Below are 17,116 nucleotides of genomic sequence, written 5' to 3'. Positions count from 1 at the left end.
CCTCCAGTTCAGAAGCGCGCAGTGGCGAGGTTGTCCTCGGAGCGCGGGGCGGCTTCGTGCGTTGTCAGCACGCGTCCGGGGAGCGGCGGTGGGGCGGGCTTCTTCGGCTTCGGCTTGAACGACTCGAGGCCGATGAGCGCGTTCGTTACTGCGATGACCGGCGCGATGTCGACCGGCGATGCGTCGCGATCCCACACCGGCATCCCGCTCAGGCTCTTGGTCGTGCCGTTCGCGATGGCCAGGTTGAGAGGCCCCTGCGAGCGGTGCCGGATCTTGTCCTCGCGGAGCCGGTCGGCGAGGCGGCCGGCCGAGATGAGGAGTGTCGTGCCGGAGATGTCGACGACGTCGAACCCGGCATCCTCCAGAAGCGACACGAGGTCGGCCGCGTCGCACCCCTTCGTCTGCACCGCCACCTGCTTGATGCCGGTCTTGGCGCGCACGGCCTTGGCGTACTTGACGACCCACGTCATGCCGGTGCGCTGCGCGATCAGTTCGAGGTGCACACGGCCGTCGTCGCGGAAGCCGGCGACACCGATGCTCGCGCGCGTGAGTCGCTTCTCGCGGTGGACGTCGATGCCCATCACCATGCGCGAGCTGTCGGCGATGACCGACCCGAGGTCGACCAGCTCCCCGTCGTCGTCGAGCTGCGGCGCGTCGGCGCCATCCGCCCACTGCGCGCCGTCGAGGTACGCCTCGACGCGGGATGTCACCCAGTCGCACAGGATCTCCGTGCGCTTCGTCGACTCGGGCTCGTCGCCGAGCAGGTCGGACCAAATCGAGTCGAAGAACATCGGCTTGTAGCCGACCGAGGGGTTCGCCTGCAGGATGCCGTCGATGTCGAGCAGCGGGCGGCCGGGAGCGGCCGACCACTCGAACAGGGCCGTCGCGACGTCGTGCGTGTTGGCGAACTCTTCGAGGGTCTGGATGCCGGTCTCGACGTACTGCTCGTACTCGTTGATGGTCTTGATGGCGCCGTCGCGGAGCGAGCGCAGCACGACCGACTTCGCGTCGCCGGCGGACGAGATGCCCCAGAGCTGCGAGTTGAAGATGGCGTTCTTCGTCTTCGACACCGAACCCCAGACGTCCCACGTCTGCTGCTCGCGCATCTCGTCCATGATCACGCGGGCCGCGGACTTGCCGCGGCCGCCCATGCGCGACGCCGCGCGCGGCTCGTACTTCGCGCCGTTCTTGAGGCGGAGCGACTTCTTCCCGTTCGTCTTGACGGGCTTGCGGGTCTCGGTCGCGAGGTCGCCGACGACGAACCGTGCGTCATCCTCGTCGGGGTTCGGGTCGCAGCGCTTGAGCGCGGCATCCCACGCCTCCTCGGCGATGTCGAGGTTCTGCGCCGTGCCGAGGATCAGGAACTCGTCCGCCGGCAGATGCTCGGGGAACTCCTCGGCATCGGTGAACAGCCACCACAGCGCGAGCACCGTGAGGAGCGTCGTCTTGCCGTTCTGACGGCCGACGAGAACGAACACCTTCCGGAACCGGTAGGTCCCGTCCTCGTTGAGCTCCAGCGCCCGGATGAGCAGCGCCTTCTGCCAGGGGTAGAGCCGCACCCCGAGCACGGTGAGCGCGAAGTCGATGACGGAGAAGCCGTGCGACGTCTCCGGCGTCAGCGGCCGCAGAGGCTGAGTCGCGATGCGCGGCTCGGTCGACCCGACGTGCTTCCCGTACCGCTTCGCGTCGGCGAACAGCGCGGTCTGATACTCGTCACCCAGCAGCTCGACGCTTCTGCCTCCGGATGCGGTCAAGGGCCGTCTCCTCCACGATCTTGAGGTCAGGCGGACCCGCCGGCACGGCATCTGCCGTCGCCTCAGGTTCGCCCTCATCTCGACGCGTTCTCGGAGCGGGCCTCGGCGCGACAGCGCGCTCGAGCTTCGTCACCGCCGAGTCGTACATCCGCAGCAGATTCAGCGGCGCCTCGTCCGGCCCCGCCTTGTCCATCCGACGCGCGAGATTCCGCGCCATGTCGATCAGCGCCGCATGCGGGCCGTCCTCCTCCAGACCACCCGCCCGGATCGTCCGATTCACTGCCACCAGGCACGCACGCGAAGCCATCAGCGCACCTCCGAGGGGGTGGAATCCGGCCGAGACGCCCGGGGGGAGAGGAATACCCCTCCCGTGGTGGTCCGCCTCCCCGGGCTGTGCCTGGATTTTCTGGCGGACGGTGTGCGCGGTCGGTGGCGACTGGTGCGGAGCGTGTGCCCGGGGTCAGTCGTCGGTGTCGTCGCCCATCTCGAAGCGTCGGAGGTCGCGTTCGGTCCTGTTGGCGAGGTAGTCGGCGTGGCCGGTGCCGGTGAGGGCGGAGTGGCGGCGGGAGCGGGTGACGCGTTCGGCTTGTCCGAGGTCGTCGGGGTGGTAGTCCTCGGCGCTCATGGGGTGGGATCCGCCAGGCGCACGCGATGAGAGCGGACGCGGTGTCGCTGTGGAGGTTGCTGCCACTCGATGAGCGCAGCGGCCGTGGCTGGCCATTCCAACACCCGCGTGTCGATGTACTGCACCGTGGTCGCGTCGAGATCGTAGTCGCCTGACGCGGGGACCAGTATCGCGCCTCTGATGCTGTCACCCGGATCGAGCTTCGCGGTTCGTGCCTCCCATGCAGCGCCAGCGCCGCCGACGCCACGGACGCGGACGTTGTATGCCGGACCATCGCCGACGTTGGTGACCGTGAGGGAGATGGTGGCCTTACCTCCTTCGGGTAGCCAATGGAAGTCGTCAGGCGTCGCCTCTGCAGTGAAGAACGGTTGCGGACGCTCCATCCGCGCTACGGCGAGGCCGATCCCGGCGGCGACGAGCGCACCGATGATGGTCGCGATGAGTGTCGTGGCGAAGCCGTTCCAGTCGAACCCGGTCATAGCGTCGGCGATGCGGTCGAGCTGGCAGGCGATCGGAGTAGAAGCGCAGTCCACAGCGGCACTCTAGGGCCTGGCGTGTATCTACGCCCATTGGCGGGACGGGATGCCGAGGTCGACGACGGGGGCACCGTTGCCGCGTTCGCGGTTGCAGCCGGCGTGGCTGGGGCGCTTGTTGTCGGGGTCCTCTTGCAGGTGCGGGTGGGTGGACACCGGCCAGAAGTGGTCCTCTTGGAAGCGGTCGTCGTTCGCGTAGTCGTCCCACTCGGCCTCGTAGTCGATGGGGAGGCCGCAGATCCAGCAGGGGCGGCCGGTTGACCCGTCGGGCTGGACTTCGTTCTCGCACTCGGCGCGGAACTCTTCACGCTGCCGGTGCTGCCGTCGCGTGTTGGTCCGCTTGCCGCCGGCCACTCAGTCGCTCCCGAGGATGATGTCGGGGTTGTCGTCGAGGTCGTCGATCGGTTCGATGGGGTCGCAGTGCAGCAGGGACCGGAGTAGACCTCGGACGGGCTGCCCGCATCCGGGGCAGGTGTGACGTCTCGGCATCCGTGGCCTCCCGGGATGGTGCCCTCAGCCGGGAGGAGCGGCGCGCGGGGGAACGCGCGGGATGGGCTCAACTCCCGGCCGAGGGATGACGATTGATTGCCGTCGGTGGACGGCGATACGGTCTGCGCATGAGCTACCGGCAGGAACCCCGCTACATCACGTCTGTGTTGGTCGAGGAGCGCGACAACTCCGTGATCATCACCTGGGGCCTCGGCGATGTGGTGCCCGGCGGAGCCGATCACTTCGAGTACGGGGTCGACTACTACGGTCCCGATGGGAACGGTGGAAAGCGGTTTGATGTCGGCTTCTTCGACGAGCCGAGCGCGCACGTCTTTGAGTGGTCGAGCAACACGAACGCGAACTACGACGCTTCGAGTGTGGTTCCGATCGAGAGCGGGCTCGTCGTGTTCTACCGCGACGCGAGCATCGGTCTGCCGAAGGTGGGGACGATCCAGGCGTACCTCAGCGTTCACGGGCAGGACGTGCAGACCGGGTTCCCGGTCACGCTCGTCCGATGAGTCGGTGAACGGCGAGAGCCGGTCTGCACGAGCAACACCCCGGGATGAGAGGGAGGGCTGTTCAGCGGACCGGCTCTCGCCGTATCTGGCTGCCACCAAGCGCCGGACGCTCCGTGGGTGTGTGTCCCCAGGAGCGTCCGAGAATCAAGTTAGGGTCTGACACCGCTCGGGTGTCAATATGTCGCGTCAGATCGGCGTGTCGCGTCGTACACGCAGGTTCGCGCGCGGGGCGGTCAGTCTCCCCATGCTTCGGCGATCGACTCGCGCCGTACGTTCTGGTCGTGCTTCTGGAGTTCCTGGAGGCGCTGCCCGAACGTGGCGGTCGCGGTGCGCCAGGCTGCGTACTCGGCGAAAGCCATCGGGTAGCGGAACTCCGAGCTGCGCCTGTACTCCGCGGGATCTGTACGCGGCACCTTCTCGTAGTAGCGCCATTCCATCGGACGGGGGTCGTCGCTGCGCCACAGGTGGGAGATGTCGGTGGCCCGATAGCCGTTCGAGATGAGGATCTCAGCGAACGGAGCGTAAACCCGGTGCCAAACCTGATCCGAAATGTCACGGCCCTGCATGATGTCGACGTCGTCGATCCGGTCCAGCACGCTCTCGACATCAGCCTGGATGGATTCGATGATGGCATCGACATCGGCTCGCAGCCGCGGGAGGTCCAGCCCGGCGGAGACCTCCTCCTGGTTGATGACGGTCAGCTTCGCTTGCTCGGACAGCGTCGTCTTTGTGGTTGCGATCTGCGCGGCGCGGAACGCCGTCCAGGTCTCGATGGTCTTCTGCTTGGCGGCGTGCAGTTGCTCGCCATACTCGTCGCGGTCGGTCATTTGGTGCGAGGTCCTTTCAGGTAGTTGGATTTCCAGGCTAGCCAGGGCCGACGACACCCGGACTCGCCTCCGCCGCGTCCGCTCGCGCCGCCGCGAGGCAGTCGGCGCAGGTGACCTTGGCGGCGTCCTGTGGGACCTGCACGATGGGCGCCTTCGAGCGGCCGCAATAGCCGCGCCCGTTCACGGGCCCGGACGCGCACACACGCTTGTTGTCGGGTGTGGAGACGCGGACCGGGGCGTGCGACTTCCACCAGTGCGCGATCGGTCCGTCGCTCATGACTCCTGCCGCCCGCTGTCGGCCTCGATGCGGCGGCGCATGCCGGTCAGCTTCTCCATGACGTCCGAGAAGTCCTGCATCTGGCCGATCTGCTTCACGGTGCGGTCGAGGCGCTGGATCATCTGCGCGGTGCGCTGGTCGACGGCGGCGTGGTTGAGTGCGGCCTGGGCGATGACCTTCGCGTCGGGGCGGGCGTAGCGGAGTAGTTCGCCGACACGCTCAGTGCGGAGAGCTTGGATCAGCTCGCTCGCGAGGTCCTGCTCGTATCCCAGCTCGCCGAGGGCTGAGAGCTTGTCGCGCATCTCGCGGTGCTGCGCCCGCCAGTTCTCCTCGCGTGTCTCGGCGCGTTCGGCCCGCCGCTCGGCCTCGGACAGTCGAGTGTCGGCATCGTCGCCCGCGAAGAACATGCGCGCGAGGATCGTCCCGAGCGCGTCGGCGCGGTCCTCTGGCCGCAGCTCGGGCGCCGGCCGGACGACGGTCATGCTCCGGCGAAGTCGACCCGACGGCGGCGCCATGATGCCCCAGTGTTCCGGCACCGCGAGTCCGAACAGCAGGTCGGGATCCGAGACGACGAGCCACCACTGCGAGCAGTATCGTGCCCACGCGTCGGCCTTCGTCGGGTCGGCGAGCTCCTGGATGATGTCGGCTCGGGAGACCTTCACCTCGTGGCCGATGATGCGGCCGCGCTCTTGGCTGGTCAGCGGGAGCCAGATCAGGTCGGCGCGGCGGTTGCTGTGCGGCGCAGTCAGCTCCGGCACGAAGTAGCCGCCCGCGGGCTTGCTCGGGGCGATGTAGTGCGCGCGAAGCATCTCGATCATGTCCTTCGCTGTGTGCTTCATCGCCACGCCCTCTGCTCGAAGGTCGACATCGAGCCCCGGCAGTCACGACAGAGCCCCCAGCGGCCGCCCGACGAGGTCCGCTCGCCGCCGCAGCGATTGCACGCAAGCGGGTGCTCGAACGCAGCGACTCCGGCGCTCGGCAGCGTCGACTCGGCGCCGTAGTTGCCGTACTCCTTCGACATCAGCCCTGGATCCCTTCTCGTCTCTTCCGCATCCGGAGCTGGTGCACCGGGTCGTTCTTCAGTCGGTCGCGCCACCAGGCGAGCAGCACGCGCTCGTCGACGACGCGGACCCGCTGCCCCTCACGGATCGCCCATCCCATCGGCATGCCGCCCTTCCGCCACCGCCACATGGTGCGGACGGAGCGGCGGACGCGGGTCGCGGCTTCGCGATACGTGAGCTGGCGCGGCGGTTCGTCGGTCACTGGGCGTACGTCTCTCCGCACATCCGGCACGCCTTCGTGAGCGCCGCTCCCCCGTCGGGGCCGTCGACCCAGTCGACGATCACGGCGTGCTCGCCGCACGTGTCGCAGAGTTCCGGCCGGGCGCGACGGACGGTGCCGGCGTCGAGGCGGGTCCTCGCGCGGCGGATGAGGCGGAACAGCTCGTCCTGGCGGGCGGTGAGGTCGGGCCAGTCGAGGATGTCGTAGACCACCGCGGCGAGCCATTCGTTCGCCGAGTACGCCCACAGGCGCGCGAGCTCGACATCGTCCGGCAGTACGCCGGGCAGCAGCGGAGCCTCGACGCCGAGCCGAGATGCCGCGACCGTGAGGTAGCCGCGGAGCGCCTGCCAGACGGCGGCCGCGTTGCGCGACTCGGGGCCGTCGACGACGAGCATGTTGTCGACGTAACCGCCGCCAGACACCTTCTCGCGGAGTTGCTGCGCGCGGATCATGCGAGGAGCCATGGCGACAGTTCCGCTCGCCTGGACGACGTTCGGGAGTTGGTCGACGTGCCAGAGGTATGACGCCACCCACCGCTCGTACGCGGCGTCCGGGTCGATCGCGTTCTCGGGGATCGCGGTGAGTTCAGGCATTAGGCGGCTCCGTCCCAGTCGCCGAACATCGACGGCTGCAGCGGCTTCCGCACCCGCTGGAGGATCAGCGGCAGGTGGGCGGCCTCGAGCTCGATCAGGTCGACCTCCATGCCCTCCAGCAGTGCGGCCTCGCCGGTCGTGCCGGATCCGGCGAACACGTCGAGTACTCGGCCTCCGGGGCGGGTGATGAGGCGAACGAGCCAGCGCATGAGCCCGAGCGGCTTCACCGTGGCGTGCACGGTGCCGTTGACCTCGGGGCGCTCACTCGACGGAGCCTTCGCCTCGTACCGGAACACCGGGAAGAACCGAGATCCGCCCCCCGAGTCTGTGCCGCGGCGTGATTGCTCGTTGCGGCCACCCGTGAACCCGCCGTACACGGCACGCTTGTCGGTATCTCCCCCGCGCACCGCGGGGTTGGCACCCGAGGTCAGGATGCCTGTCTGCTCGTCCAGGGCGGCCGCCTGCGACTCATCGAGCAGAACGTTCGCGGGGAACCGCCCGAGCGACTCAGCCTTCTCCACCTGGGCGCGAGCCCGTGCGGCGGATGCCTCCACGGCTTCGGCGTCGTGCATCCACGGGCGATCCCACCCGCCGTTCATCGTCCGGCCGCGAGTCTGGCTCCCGCCACCGAGCGAGTCGTCTGTCGGGACGCGCGTGGCATCTACATTCAGTGCGCCTGTGCCGTACGCGAGCACGTTCGCCGCCACCGTTCCGTTGAGCGGTTTGCGCGCGACGATGATCGGTTCGAACGCGGGCTTGAGCGCGGTCCCCCATCCCTCCCACATGGCCGACTCAGCCGATCCGGGCACGCTCGCGATCTTGCTGACGCCCAGACACTTGCCGTACACCTCATTGCTGGTCACCGGCTGACGGTCGGCGAACACGTCACCGCGCTCGTTCCCGAGCATCTTGTCGATAGCGACTCCGACGTTCATCGACTTAGGGAACCCCGACCCGTAGAGCCAGGCGATCGAGTCGCGGATCTCGAACCCGGCGTCCTCGATCGCGGCGGCGATGCGGTGCCACGTGCGCGTCCCGCCGAAGGCGAGCAGGTGGCCACCAGGCTTCAGAACCCGCAGGCACTCACGCCAGACTTCGACGTCGAAAGCGATGCCCGACGAGTCCCAGCCCTTGCCCATGAAGCCGAGCTCGTACGGCGGGTCGGTGATGATCGAGTCGAACGACGCGTCCGCGAACGCCGGCAGGATGTCCTTGTTCGACCCGTGCCAAAGGCGTAGGCCGGCGTCCTCGTAGTGGGGCGTCATGCGCGCACGGCCCTCTCGGTGGTGCTGCTCAGCAGAGCGACAGGCTCCAGTCCGCAGCCGGGCTCGTGGTGCGGGCTCAGCGGACCAGGGCCGCAGGTGCACAGGTCTGTGGCCTCGACGAGCCAATGGCCGGCGATGTCGAACCGGGTCTTGCGGAGGCCGAGGGCGCCCTTCCACGGGATGGGCTCGTCGAGTTGCCGCGGGTTCGCCATGACGAGGTGGTGGACGTCTGACTCGCCCCACGGCGAGCAGTGCACGCGGGGGCCATCCCAGCACCAGTCGGCGTGATGCGTCTCGACCAGATCGACGACACCTACGATCGCGCCGCGGACGTCCCAGGGGGCATCCCCGAGCGGCGCGTGCCCGTGCTGGTCGAGCCAGGCGTTCATGGCGTCGAGCATCGGGCGGCTGTCGACCGATCCGGCGTCGTCGTACGTCTTACCTGCGTGGATGAGCACGGGGCCGCGATACGCGCCGAGCGAGCGGGTGCGGTTCTCGACGGTCTTCCCGGCGTGGATGAGCGCCCACGCCCACGGGTTCCGGACGGTCAGCACGGGGATCACGGGTGGGCCCCCGATGCTTCGAGCCGCAGGACCGCGGTCGCGAGGTCGGCGAGGCTGTCGCAGAACTCATCGAACGCGCCTCGGTCGCGGATGCCGGCGACGTGGCCGACGATGCCCGCCATGTCGTTGTTGAGCAGCATCGCGACGACCTGCTCCACGTCGCGCACGGACTCCGTCGCGTTGGGCTCGTTCGCCGGGGCGAAGGTCACCGGTTCACCGAACAGGGCTGCCGCGACACGGCCGGCGCGGGCCTGCAGCTCCGAGGCGAGCGCGGCGACCGCGACGACGTACGCGAGCCAGGCGGTCTCCTCGTCGTCGACGTGGTTCCCGATCCACGCGCGCAGCAGGTCGCGGTCCCCGGTTTCGAGGATGCGGGCGAGGCTGTCGAGGCAGGTCGTCGGCCACGGCGGCGTCGAGCAGTAGATGTCGTTCACAGGAGGCCTGCCTCTCGGAGCTTCGTCTCGGCGAGCGAGACACGGTGGAACCGGTCGGCGTCGCCGCCGGCGATGTCGGGGTGGCTGCGCCGCTTCGCGAACCGCAGGATCTGCGCCGTGTCCCAGCCGCGGATGCTGTCGCCGAACTCATTGGTCAGCCACATCAGCGCGGCGTCGGCGGTCGCGAACCCGGCGGGCGCCGCTGTGGCTTCGATCGCGAGGAAGCCTCGGTACTGCTCGCCGCGCTTGGTGACGCCGTAGCGGTCGACCTTCCGCAGCGCCTCCAGTGCGAGCGCGACGGCGCGGAGATTGTCCTGCCAAGTCGTGAACGTGTCGCACGGGTACGAGAGGTGCCCATGGTCGGAGTCGAAGCTCAGAATCACACCGGGATGTGCGGCCTTGGCGGTAGCGCGCGGTCGCCCGTCGAGACGGAAGTCGCTCGATGCGACGGCAATGAGTAGCTCCGCGTTCTGCGCGCGGAGCGCGCGCAGTTCGATATCCAGCTGTCCGAGCGTCGTGCTCAGTGGCGTCGCCCTCGTCGTGTATCCGGAGCCTGACACCCGGAATCGTGACTGCTCGCGATGGGCAGTGAGATCACCCGGCCACTCGCGGATAGGGCCGATCTTCATCGTCTCGGGCCAGTCGCTCACGCTGCGCCCCCGATCAGCTCGTGGTCGGCGCGGGAGCAGCCGCAGGGGTGCTCCTCGACGTCGTCGGCGTCGACGAGCGCGATGCCGGTACAGGCGCCGTGTTTGCCCTCCTGACACTCGCGGCACACCGGGGCGGCGTCGAAGCCGTGTACGGGGCGCACACCGCCGGACAGCGCACGTGCCGCGGCCTTGTCCTCCTCCTGTGCGGCCTTCGCCTCCGCGGCGACCTGCAGCAGCTCGCGTGCAAGCGCGGCGGCCTCCTCAGGGGTGTAGTCGACGCGCTTCCGGCACTGCCTCAGCTCGACGCCGTATCCGTCGGAGATGTCGACGGTCGCAAGGGTCGTGATCGTGTCCCGCTCGATGACGCTCACAGTCCGAGTCCTTCCCAGATCTCGCCCGCGACCCCGACACGCAGCTCGTCGAGTGCGATGCCGACGCTCTCCTTGTCGGCGTCGGCGACCCAGCCGGCCAGCGCGATGAGGTTCTCGATGCGCTTCTGCTCGACGAGCGCGAGGGTCGCGTGCACCTGCGCGAGCGCGAGGTGCTCGGCGACGGTCGCCTCGTCGCGGGTGCCCGGTTCGTTCGGATCGAACGCGTCGAGGGCGGCGTTGACGAACTCGGCAGCCCATCCGAGGTGGTTGGTGCGCCCGGCCGTAAGCCGCTCGGCCGCAGGCCCGTACCCGTCCGAGATCAGGGCGCGAGCTGCGCCGGTCCAGAACGCCTCGGGGTCGTAGGGGTCGTGTGCGAGGAACGACCCGAACTCGCGGGCGAGCCGTCCTCCGAAGACCTGGATCTGCACGTCGTCAGCCACGGTCGGCCTCCTCGTCGTCGAGGCCGAGCGCCTGGCGCACGTCCGCGCGCAGGGCGTTGCGGCGATCGAGGCGGGCGCGCGCGGCGTCCGTCGTCGAGCGGGGACCCGCGTCATGTTCGAGCGCGGACGTCCCGAGGGACAGGGCGCGGAGCCGGTTCGCGAGGCGCAGCTCGGCGACGAGCTCGCCGAGCACATCGGCGATGCGAGGGGCCTTCGGCTTGCTGGTGGCAGCCATGGTGGGTGTCCTTTCAGATGGTGACCGCGGGAGCCCACGGCCAGGTTTGGTGCGGCCGGTTGCGGTCGCGGCGGAAGAGGCGGTCGGGCCAGGCGCGGGCGTCGCGGTCGCCGCGCCAGCGGACGACGGAGTACGGGTACGAGCCGTGGACCATCTCGCGGTCGCGGGAGATGCCGAGGCCGAACTCGGGCCAGCCGAGCAGCGCTGACGAGCCGCGGGGCCGGAGGTCTCGCTCGCCACGGTGGGACTGCGCGTGGCCGGCGTGCGCTTCGATGAGCATCGCGACGTCGCGGTCGCGGAGGGAGTCGAGCGCCGCGATCACGGGGGCCGCGTCGTCGTCGTCCTTGATCGACCTGGGGACGAGCTTGTACAGCGGGCCGATGAGCAGCAGGTCCGGCGTGTTCTCGTCGATCAGCCGGTGCACCATCCCGACGTCCTGCGGGCGGGTGATGTCGATCTGCTTCGTCAGGCAGTGGATGGCCACGTTCTCCAGCGGGTCAGCGTGGCCGAGCATCGCCGCGTTCTGCGCCATGTCGCGCACCGCGCGCCGCCACTGCCGCTCGCTGTTCTCCGCGTCGACGACGAGCACCTTGACGGGGTCGATGGGTGAGAACCGGAACGGGTGGATGCCCGCGGCGGAGAGCACCGCGATCTGCCGAAGGAAGGTGGACTTGCCGCCGCCCTCGGTGCCGGTGAGGACGAGCCGGTCCCGCTTCTCCAGCAGGCCGGGAACGGCCCAGTCGTAGACGTCCTCCTCGGGCGCGACGTCGAGGACCTCGCGCAGGGTGCGGGCGCGGACGCCTGTCGTCGAGCGGGCGCCGTCGCGGAGGTCGCGGAGGTCGTCGAGCGCTCGTGCGATCGTCACGCCGGGGTCGGTGATCCCGGCCTGCAGTCGGGCGCCGATGGTCGCGAGGGTGCGGACGCTCGCCCGGTCCGACACGATCGACGCGTAGTACCCGGCGTTCGCCGCGGTCGGGACGATCGACGTCAGCGTGTGGAGGTACTCGACTCCCCCGGCCTGCTGCAGCTGCCCCGTCTTGATCAGCTCGTCCGTCACGGCGATGACGTCAGTCGGGTCGCCGGCGGCGTGCAAGGTGCGGATCGCGTCGAAGATCACCTCGTGGCGCGGCACGCTGAAGTCGATGCCACGGAGCGTGCCGAGCACGTCGGTGCACGACGTCGGCGAGAGCATCATGCCGCCGAGGACCGACTGCTCGGTCACGAGCTGCTCGTCGACCTTCGCCGGGCCCGACTCGTAAGGGTCCTCGGGCGGGATGTCGTCGTACTCGCTCACGCGGCATCACCGCACAGGCACGACCCGTCGACCGCCTTCTCGGTCCAGCAGCCGGGACACACCGGGCGGACGATGTCGAGGCGTCCGGGCGGGCAGTGGGCGTGCACCCACCGCTGGTCGCCGTCGACGGGACGCTGCTCGATGAAGTCGCCGAGGTCGATCGTGCCGTGGCACTCGGGGCACTTCGTCTGGAGCTTCGCGACGACGCTCATCGGTCCCGCCCCCATCCCTCGGGCAGCGGCTCGATCGCGAGCACGCCCGCTGCGGAGAGGCGGGCATGGGCGGCGAGCGCGGGCTCGTCGACGGGCAGGTGGTTGCCCCACTCGTCGGTCGGGTCGTCGTCGGCGCGGCGGATGCGGTCGACGTTCTGTCGCACGTGCGCCGGGGTGAGGTAGGCCGTCGACTCACGGAAGTGGAGCCGCACCGCCTCGACCGCAGTAGGCAGGTCGACGTCGTCGAGCAGCTCGTGCCACGCGAGGATCGTCGCCTCCTCGACGCGCCGGTTGTCGATGACCTGGACGCGGGCGAGCAGCTCGCTCGTCTGCTGGATGTTCACGCGGGGATCCCGTTCTGTCGTGCGTCGTACTCGGCTTGCAGGCGCGCGCCCATGTCGAGCCCGGCGCGCATGCGGTCGTTCGGTCCGGTGCAGCGCACGCCCGGCCCCTCGGGGAGCGGGTCGTTCCAGCGGTCGCCGTTGAGCCATGTCGCCCCGTACGGGACGAACTGCTTCTCGGGACGGTGGGGCGAGTCGACGTACGCGCGAGCGGCGGCGAGAATCACGCCCGGCTCGGTACGGCGGACAGCGCGACTCCAGGCAGCCTCGGCGGTCTTGCGCGAGTCCTTCCTCGGCCAGATCGACCAGAAGGCGTCGAAGCCCTGAGCGTTAACTACGTCTCTTACGTCTGTACGTATAAGAGATGTGCTCACGCCACTGGTGTCACCGGTTCGTGCGTCCGTTGTCACCGGTTCGTGCACGGCTGTCACCGGTTGCCCCGCAGACACCGGTGACAACTTGTCACCGGTCTGCCGCGCCCACGGCACCATCACCGTGAACTCGTTCGGTCGCCCGTTCTGACCTGCCACCTGCGACAGCAGCCCGCGGGCGCGAAGTTTCGCGACCAGCCGGATGATCGTGCGACGGTCGACGCGCACCTTCTCGGCCAGCGACGCGTACGACAGGTCCGACTCGTCATCGAGGAACCTGCAGCGACCCTCGTCGCCGGCCACATCGGCGAGCGCGAGCATGAGCACCAGCTCGTTGCCCGCCAGGTCGGCGCACTCCTCGCCGTGCCAGACCCAGCTCGATACCTTGACGCTCATCGCGTCGTCCTCCCTTGCATTCCAACCGGCAGGGCATCCGCCCACCGGTCCCACTCCGGCCCGTAGACCTCACGCATCTGAGCCACCGCCGCTGCGGGCGACAGCAGCGCCACCCCGCCCTCCGGGGTGAGCAGTCCCCACGCACTGCGGGGCTTGTTGAACATCGGCACCTGCCCCGGGTCGGGAACCCAGGACCGGACCTTCCAGCCGGCGGCGAGCGCCTGCCGCTGCAAGTCCGACTCGAACCGCATATTGCAGAGCGCGCACGCCGTCGCCAGCTCGTGCGCGTCGGGCCGCACCTTCGACCCACCCGCGCCCACCCGCTGCCGGTGCTGCATCTCGAGCGGTGAGGTGCGCGCCCCACATGAGACGCACGCCTGCCCGTCACGGAGCAGCACCAGCGAGCGGACCTTCGGCGACGGCGCGACCATCACGCGCCGCCCGAGTACGTGGCGAGCACCTGCTTGCCGATCGTCTGCACGGCCGACATGCGGTCGTCGACGAGCCCGGCGACGGCCTTCGCATAGTCGTACGAGGCACGGGCGATCGCATCGGCGTCCGCCTCGTCCTCGGTCGCCGCGATGACCCGGGCCGACCGTTCGACCTGGGGCACCCTCGCGTCAGCGAGACGCGTAGCCTCACGCGCCTTCGCCTTCGCCAGCGTGCGCGCCGTCGCCCGACGCACCTTGTCGGCATCGCGCACGACGACGACCATCACAGCGGCCGCGCCCGACACCTTCTCCAGCTCGTAGATCACCCAGTCGGGATCCCGCACGAAGCCGCCGTCGAGCACAGGCGTCACGCGCTCACGCACGTAGTCCGCCCACGCGTCGACGTCGGCCGCCGACTGGATCTTCTCCGGCAGCTCCGGCGCGCTCATCGCCACACGCTCATCGGCTCGGCGGGGTCGCGCTCGACGACGACGATCGTCCCGTCCTTCGACTCCGTCATCACGTATCGCTGCAGGTTCGCGCCGAGCACGTTGTTCGTGACCGTGACCATCTCGCCGCCGAGCTCCACCTCGTCGCCCACGCGCACGGCGTCAGCGCGGCACCGCGTCAGGGTCGGGCTCATGCCGGCACCACCTCGTCGGCGGGCACGTCCGCTGTCGGCCATCCCTCGGCCGGAGACGTGTTCTCCGGCTCCGTGGTCTCCGGTGCCGCGTCGGGCGCGACGTCGGGGGCGACGGGTGCCTCGTCGGCGGTCGTCGCGTCAGCGGGAGGCGTTGCCGACAGCTCGTGCTTGCGGATGTCCTTCGCCTCGATCAGCTCCGGCTCCTTGCCGAGCCCAGCCTTCACGACGTCGCCCCACACCTTCTGCAGCTCCGCCATGGTGCGCGCACCCTGGATCGCCGCGACGGCATCCTCCAGGCCCGAGTCGCCGACGATCGCCGAGTGGCTGCGCTCACCGACCGCGCCGGCCGCCAGGCCGAGCAGCTCCCAGAACCACGGCAGCGAGAACTCCGGGATCGCACGCGGCTCCGGCAGGGCGATGCGCGCCGAGCGCACACCGGTCAGCAGGAAGTGCCCGCGCTCGTGCATCTCGACCACGGCAGAGGCGTCGAAGGGCAGGGTCTTGTGACCCTGGATCTTCCACTCCTTCTCCTGCGTCGGCTGCCCGTTCCGCATCACCATGACGTTGTCGATGCGCGCCGTCACCACGACGGGGCCCTGGTGGCGCAGCAGCGGGTTGATGATCCCCGCCCACTGCGCCGCCGCGGCGTTCCACAGATCCGGCGTCACCGAGTAGTCGCCCGTGAGCGGGTCCTGACGGCCCTTCGCCTTCCGGTTCGCGACTGCCTGCGCGTTGTCGACGATCAGGTTCCACGCCCGCGTCGCCGAGTCGAGCACGATCAGCGTCGGCTTCCCGTCAACGCGAGGCTCCGCGACCGCGTCCTCAACGGCGCCACGGATGCCCGCGTAGGTGCCGTCGTGGAGCACGATGTCGAAGTCGGCGCCCGGGATGGCGGAGTACTCGTCCGGGTCGTCCTCACCGATGCCGATGTACAGCGTCCGGCCGACGAGCGGCGACGTCGACCCGTGCAAAGCCGTCCACGTCTTGCCCGCCTTCTCACGGCCGCCGAGCAGCACCACCGGCCACGACGGCAGCCCCGTCGGCTTCCTGGTCTGCAGCACCATCAGAGCACCCCCGCCCCGGTCAGCCGATCCACGTCGGAGAGGTAGTACGCGGGCGGCTCGATCTCCTCGACCGGGCCGTCCTCGTAGTCGTCACCGGGCCACACGTCGAACTCGATGCACGACTGGAAGATGTCGATCGCCGTGCGCATCCGCGCATACCCACCGACCTGCCACCCCTCGCCGAGACGCACCACCCGCACCTCGTACGGCGCCGCCTTCTCCACGAAGATCAGCTCGACCGGCTCCGGGTCGACCCCGAGCACGAGCTGCGTGAGCAGCCGGTACACCTCGCCCTGCACGTCGTACCCGTACTCGTAGATGACCGAGCGGAGCTTGAATGTCCGCACGTCCGACGTCGTCTTGACGTCGCCGCACTTCGCACCGGCCAGGATGTCGAGGCGGCCACGCAGCGGCACGCCCGTCTCCGGGTCGAGCGCGAACAGCGACACCTCGGTCATGCGCGGCAGTTCGAGCAGCGCACGGGCCTTCGGGTTCGCGAGGATCGCGTCGCGCATCCCGATCACCTCGGCGTACGTCTTCGGCTTGAGCGGCACCTTCCCCTCGGCGTACGCGTTGTCGCGCCACTCCTTCGCCTTCGCCGACGCGATCACCACGACACCGTCAGCGCGGGTCGTGAGCAGGTTCTCGGGGATCTCGACCGGCTCCTTGCCGACACCGAGCACGAGCGAGTGCGCTGCGTGCCCGACGTCGAACGCCGGCTTCTCGACCCGCACTGCGCGCGACTGCTGGTAGTGCAGCGGCGAGCGCAGGAGCTGCTTCATGCCCGACGCCGACAGCGCGGGGTGAGCGTGGTACTCCTCCTCGGGCATCGCCTCGACGAGCGTCGCGCCGTCCTCCGGCGGCCACCCGCTCACGACCGCACCTCGTCGTTGTCGGCGAGCAGCGTGTCGATCGCAGCCGCGATGAGCGCGCCAGCTTTGGTGAGGTCGCGGACGGGGTCGCCGGTCGGCTTCCAGTGCTCGGGTGCCCACGGCCACCACTGCGGAACGAGCGCCAGCCCGTCCTGCCCGATCGCACGTCCGGCCTGTAGCTCCTCGATGACGACGGCCGACTCGACGGCGTAGGCGGTGCTCGCATACGCAAGCTGCGCACCCCGACCTCGGTCGCCCTCCGGCGAGTAGCCCTCTTCGGACACCTGACGATCGCGCTCAGCCGCGATCAGCTCGATTGCCCGGGCCATCAGTCGACCTGCTCGTCGTCGAACCCAGGCAGCTCGAGTGCCTCGTTGCCGGTGCGCGCCTTGTACGCCCGGTCGAGCATCGCCAGCGCTGCCGCATGGTCGTTGTCGGTGACAGGCTCGACCCGCGCGAACCGCACCGTCGGGTACGCCTCGCCCTTCTCGTCATTGATCGTCCGCTTCGAGCGACGCACCAGCGCCACCACGACCACGTCGTCAGCGTCCGCCTCCATGAACGCGTCGTGCAGACGCTCGAGCCCGTTCAGCTCCTCGCCGGGCCGCTGGCCCGAGAACATCACTGCCATGTCTCT

Annotated in this window: 29 protein-coding genes; 1 reads left to right on the top strand and 28 read right to left on the bottom strand. The window is 69.5% G+C overall.

All coding sequences use genetic code 11. The annotated features are described in order from the left end of the window. Positions 1-8 precede the first annotated feature (8 nt). The 5 genes from ACFWJ8_RS00500 to ACFWJ8_RS00480 all read right to left on the bottom strand — a co-directional run bounded on the left by ACFWJ8_RS00500 (position 9) and on the right by ACFWJ8_RS00480 (position 3,266). On the bottom strand, positions 9-1,754 hold the full coding sequence (locus ACFWJ8_RS00500; RefSeq protein ID WP_378807703.1) for a hypothetical protein: 1,746 nt from the start codon (positions 1,752-1,754) through the stop codon (positions 9-11). Further along, positions 1,714-2,061 (bottom strand): hypothetical protein, encoded by a 348-nt coding sequence (locus ACFWJ8_RS00495; RefSeq protein ID WP_378807702.1) that lies wholly within the window; start codon positions 2,059-2,061, stop codon positions 1,714-1,716. The genes ACFWJ8_RS00500 and ACFWJ8_RS00495 overlap by 41 nt, the downstream gene beginning before the upstream one ends. A gap of 153 nt (positions 2,062-2,214) precedes the next feature. Beyond that, positions 2,215-2,379 carry a hypothetical protein gene (locus ACFWJ8_RS00490; RefSeq protein ID WP_378807701.1) on the bottom strand — a complete coding sequence of 55 codons (165 nt, stop codon included), beginning with the start codon at positions 2,377-2,379 and terminating at the stop codon, positions 2,215-2,217. Then, positions 2,376-2,912 carry a hypothetical protein gene (locus tag ACFWJ8_RS00485; protein ID WP_378807700.1) on the bottom strand — a complete coding sequence of 179 codons (537 nt, stop codon included), beginning with the start codon at positions 2,910-2,912 and terminating at the stop codon, positions 2,376-2,378. Before ACFWJ8_RS00485 ends, ACFWJ8_RS00490 begins: the two co-directional genes overlap by 4 nt. Before the next feature lie 27 nt (positions 2,913-2,939). After that, the gene (locus tag ACFWJ8_RS00480) at positions 2,940-3,266 is read right to left on the bottom strand and encodes a hypothetical protein (protein ID WP_378807699.1); all 327 of its coding nucleotides are present in this window, start codon (positions 3,264-3,266) and stop codon (positions 2,940-2,942) included. Between the two features lie 263 nt (positions 3,267-3,529). Between ACFWJ8_RS00480 and ACFWJ8_RS00475 the strand changes: the two genes are divergently transcribed. Further along, positions 3,530-3,919 (top strand): hypothetical protein, encoded by a 390-nt coding sequence (locus ACFWJ8_RS00475; protein ID WP_378807698.1) that lies wholly within the window; start codon positions 3,530-3,532, stop codon positions 3,917-3,919. Positions 3,920-4,152: 233 nt separating this feature from the next. Here ACFWJ8_RS00475 and ACFWJ8_RS00470 read toward each other — a convergent pair whose 3' ends face one another. The 23 genes from ACFWJ8_RS00470 to ACFWJ8_RS00360 all read right to left on the bottom strand — a co-directional run bounded on the left by ACFWJ8_RS00470 (position 4,153) and on the right by ACFWJ8_RS00360 (position 17,110). Continuing rightward, entirely contained in the window at positions 4,153-4,746 is a 594-nt protein-coding gene (locus ACFWJ8_RS00470; protein WP_378807695.1) for a hypothetical protein, read from the bottom strand. A gap of 37 nt (positions 4,747-4,783) precedes the next feature. Continuing rightward, a complete protein-coding gene (locus ACFWJ8_RS00465; RefSeq protein WP_378807694.1) occupies positions 4,784-5,023 on the bottom strand; it encodes a hypothetical protein in 240 nt (79 codons plus the stop codon). Then, complete coding sequence (locus ACFWJ8_RS00460; protein ID WP_378807692.1) at positions 5,020-5,862, bottom strand: hypothetical protein; 843 nt, start codon at positions 5,860-5,862, stop codon at positions 5,020-5,022. Before ACFWJ8_RS00460 ends, ACFWJ8_RS00465 begins: the two co-directional genes overlap by 4 nt. Positions 5,863-6,043: 181 nt before the next feature. Then, positions 6,044-6,286 carry a hypothetical protein gene (locus ACFWJ8_RS00455; RefSeq protein WP_378807691.1) on the bottom strand — a complete coding sequence of 81 codons (243 nt, stop codon included), beginning with the start codon at positions 6,284-6,286 and terminating at the stop codon, positions 6,044-6,046. Next, positions 6,283-6,897 carry a hypothetical protein gene (locus ACFWJ8_RS00450; RefSeq protein WP_378807690.1) on the bottom strand — a complete coding sequence of 205 codons (615 nt, stop codon included), beginning with the start codon at positions 6,895-6,897 and terminating at the stop codon, positions 6,283-6,285. The genes ACFWJ8_RS00455 and ACFWJ8_RS00450 overlap by 4 nt, the downstream gene beginning before the upstream one ends. After that, positions 6,897-8,162, bottom strand: a complete 1,266-nt coding sequence (locus ACFWJ8_RS00445; protein ID WP_378807688.1) for a DNA-methyltransferase — start codon at positions 8,160-8,162, stop codon at positions 6,897-6,899. The genes ACFWJ8_RS00450 and ACFWJ8_RS00445 overlap by 1 nt, the downstream gene beginning before the upstream one ends. After that, the gene (locus ACFWJ8_RS00440; protein WP_378807685.1) at positions 8,159-8,725 is read right to left on the bottom strand and encodes a hypothetical protein; all 567 of its coding nucleotides are present in this window, start codon (positions 8,723-8,725) and stop codon (positions 8,159-8,161) included. Before ACFWJ8_RS00440 ends, ACFWJ8_RS00445 begins: the two co-directional genes overlap by 4 nt. Next, positions 8,722-9,159, bottom strand: a complete 438-nt coding sequence (locus ACFWJ8_RS00435) for a hypothetical protein (RefSeq protein ID WP_378807683.1) — start codon at positions 9,157-9,159, stop codon at positions 8,722-8,724. Before ACFWJ8_RS00435 ends, ACFWJ8_RS00440 begins: the two co-directional genes overlap by 4 nt. Then, entirely contained in the window at positions 9,156-9,809 is a 654-nt protein-coding gene (locus ACFWJ8_RS00430; protein WP_378807682.1) for a hypothetical protein, read from the bottom strand. Before ACFWJ8_RS00430 ends, ACFWJ8_RS00435 begins: the two co-directional genes overlap by 4 nt. Then, positions 9,806-10,180, bottom strand: coding sequence for a hypothetical protein (locus ACFWJ8_RS00425; RefSeq protein WP_378807680.1), 375 nt, complete (start codon positions 10,178-10,180; stop codon positions 9,806-9,808). The genes ACFWJ8_RS00430 and ACFWJ8_RS00425 overlap by 4 nt, the downstream gene beginning before the upstream one ends. Continuing rightward, positions 10,177-10,620, bottom strand: coding sequence for a hypothetical protein (locus ACFWJ8_RS00420; protein ID WP_378807678.1), 444 nt, complete (start codon positions 10,618-10,620; stop codon positions 10,177-10,179). The genes ACFWJ8_RS00425 and ACFWJ8_RS00420 overlap by 4 nt, the downstream gene beginning before the upstream one ends. Continuing rightward, positions 10,613-10,855, bottom strand: coding sequence for a hypothetical protein (locus tag ACFWJ8_RS00415; protein ID WP_378807676.1), 243 nt, complete (start codon positions 10,853-10,855; stop codon positions 10,613-10,615). The genes ACFWJ8_RS00420 and ACFWJ8_RS00415 overlap by 8 nt, the downstream gene beginning before the upstream one ends. A gap of 13 nt (positions 10,856-10,868) precedes the next feature. Then, positions 10,869-12,149: a DnaB-like helicase N-terminal domain-containing protein gene (locus ACFWJ8_RS00410; protein WP_378807674.1), complete on the bottom strand. Its 1,281-nt coding sequence runs from the start codon at positions 12,147-12,149 to the stop codon at positions 10,869-10,871. Continuing rightward, positions 12,146-12,361 (bottom strand): hypothetical protein, encoded by a 216-nt coding sequence (locus tag ACFWJ8_RS00405; RefSeq protein ID WP_378807673.1) that lies wholly within the window; start codon positions 12,359-12,361, stop codon positions 12,146-12,148. Before ACFWJ8_RS00405 ends, ACFWJ8_RS00410 begins: the two co-directional genes overlap by 4 nt. Further along, positions 12,358-12,705 carry a hypothetical protein gene (locus ACFWJ8_RS00400; protein ID WP_378807671.1) on the bottom strand — a complete coding sequence of 116 codons (348 nt, stop codon included), beginning with the start codon at positions 12,703-12,705 and terminating at the stop codon, positions 12,358-12,360. Before ACFWJ8_RS00400 ends, ACFWJ8_RS00405 begins: the two co-directional genes overlap by 4 nt. Next, positions 12,702-13,469 carry a helix-turn-helix domain-containing protein gene (locus tag ACFWJ8_RS00395; RefSeq protein ID WP_378807670.1) on the bottom strand — a complete coding sequence of 256 codons (768 nt, stop codon included), beginning with the start codon at positions 13,467-13,469 and terminating at the stop codon, positions 12,702-12,704. The genes ACFWJ8_RS00400 and ACFWJ8_RS00395 overlap by 4 nt, the downstream gene beginning before the upstream one ends. Next, positions 13,466-13,903 (bottom strand): HNH endonuclease, encoded by a 438-nt coding sequence (locus ACFWJ8_RS00390; protein ID WP_378807667.1) that lies wholly within the window; start codon positions 13,901-13,903, stop codon positions 13,466-13,468. The genes ACFWJ8_RS00395 and ACFWJ8_RS00390 overlap by 4 nt, the downstream gene beginning before the upstream one ends. Next, complete coding sequence (locus tag ACFWJ8_RS00385; RefSeq protein WP_378807665.1) at positions 13,900-14,349, bottom strand: hypothetical protein; 450 nt, start codon at positions 14,347-14,349, stop codon at positions 13,900-13,902. Before ACFWJ8_RS00385 ends, ACFWJ8_RS00390 begins: the two co-directional genes overlap by 4 nt. Beyond that, on the bottom strand, positions 14,346-14,543 hold the full coding sequence (locus tag ACFWJ8_RS00380) for a hypothetical protein (RefSeq protein WP_378807664.1): 198 nt from the start codon (positions 14,541-14,543) through the stop codon (positions 14,346-14,348). Before ACFWJ8_RS00380 ends, ACFWJ8_RS00385 begins: the two co-directional genes overlap by 4 nt. Beyond that, complete coding sequence (locus ACFWJ8_RS00375; RefSeq protein WP_378807663.1) at positions 14,540-15,607, bottom strand: hypothetical protein; 1,068 nt, start codon at positions 15,605-15,607, stop codon at positions 14,540-14,542. The genes ACFWJ8_RS00380 and ACFWJ8_RS00375 overlap by 4 nt, the downstream gene beginning before the upstream one ends. Next, entirely contained in the window at positions 15,607-16,482 is an 876-nt protein-coding gene (locus tag ACFWJ8_RS00370) for a PD-(D/E)XK nuclease-like domain-containing protein (RefSeq protein ID WP_378807661.1), read from the bottom strand. The genes ACFWJ8_RS00375 and ACFWJ8_RS00370 overlap by 1 nt, the downstream gene beginning before the upstream one ends. Further along, positions 16,479-16,808: a hypothetical protein gene (locus tag ACFWJ8_RS00365; protein WP_378807660.1), complete on the bottom strand. Its 330-nt coding sequence runs from the start codon at positions 16,806-16,808 to the stop codon at positions 16,479-16,481. The genes ACFWJ8_RS00370 and ACFWJ8_RS00365 overlap by 4 nt, the downstream gene beginning before the upstream one ends. Next, the gene (locus ACFWJ8_RS00360) at positions 16,808-17,110 is read right to left on the bottom strand and encodes a hypothetical protein (protein WP_378807659.1); all 303 of its coding nucleotides are present in this window, start codon (positions 17,108-17,110) and stop codon (positions 16,808-16,810) included. Before ACFWJ8_RS00360 ends, ACFWJ8_RS00365 begins: the two co-directional genes overlap by 1 nt. Positions 17,111-17,116 lie beyond the last annotated feature (6 nt).

The sequence above is a fragment of the Microbacterium sp. NPDC058389 genome (genome assembly GCF_042722305.1).
Taxonomy (GTDB): Bacteria; Actinomycetota; Actinomycetes; order Actinomycetales; family Microbacteriaceae; genus Microbacterium.
Note: the sequence above shows the minus strand (reverse complement) of the source record. Positions and strands in the feature narration are given on the sequence as shown.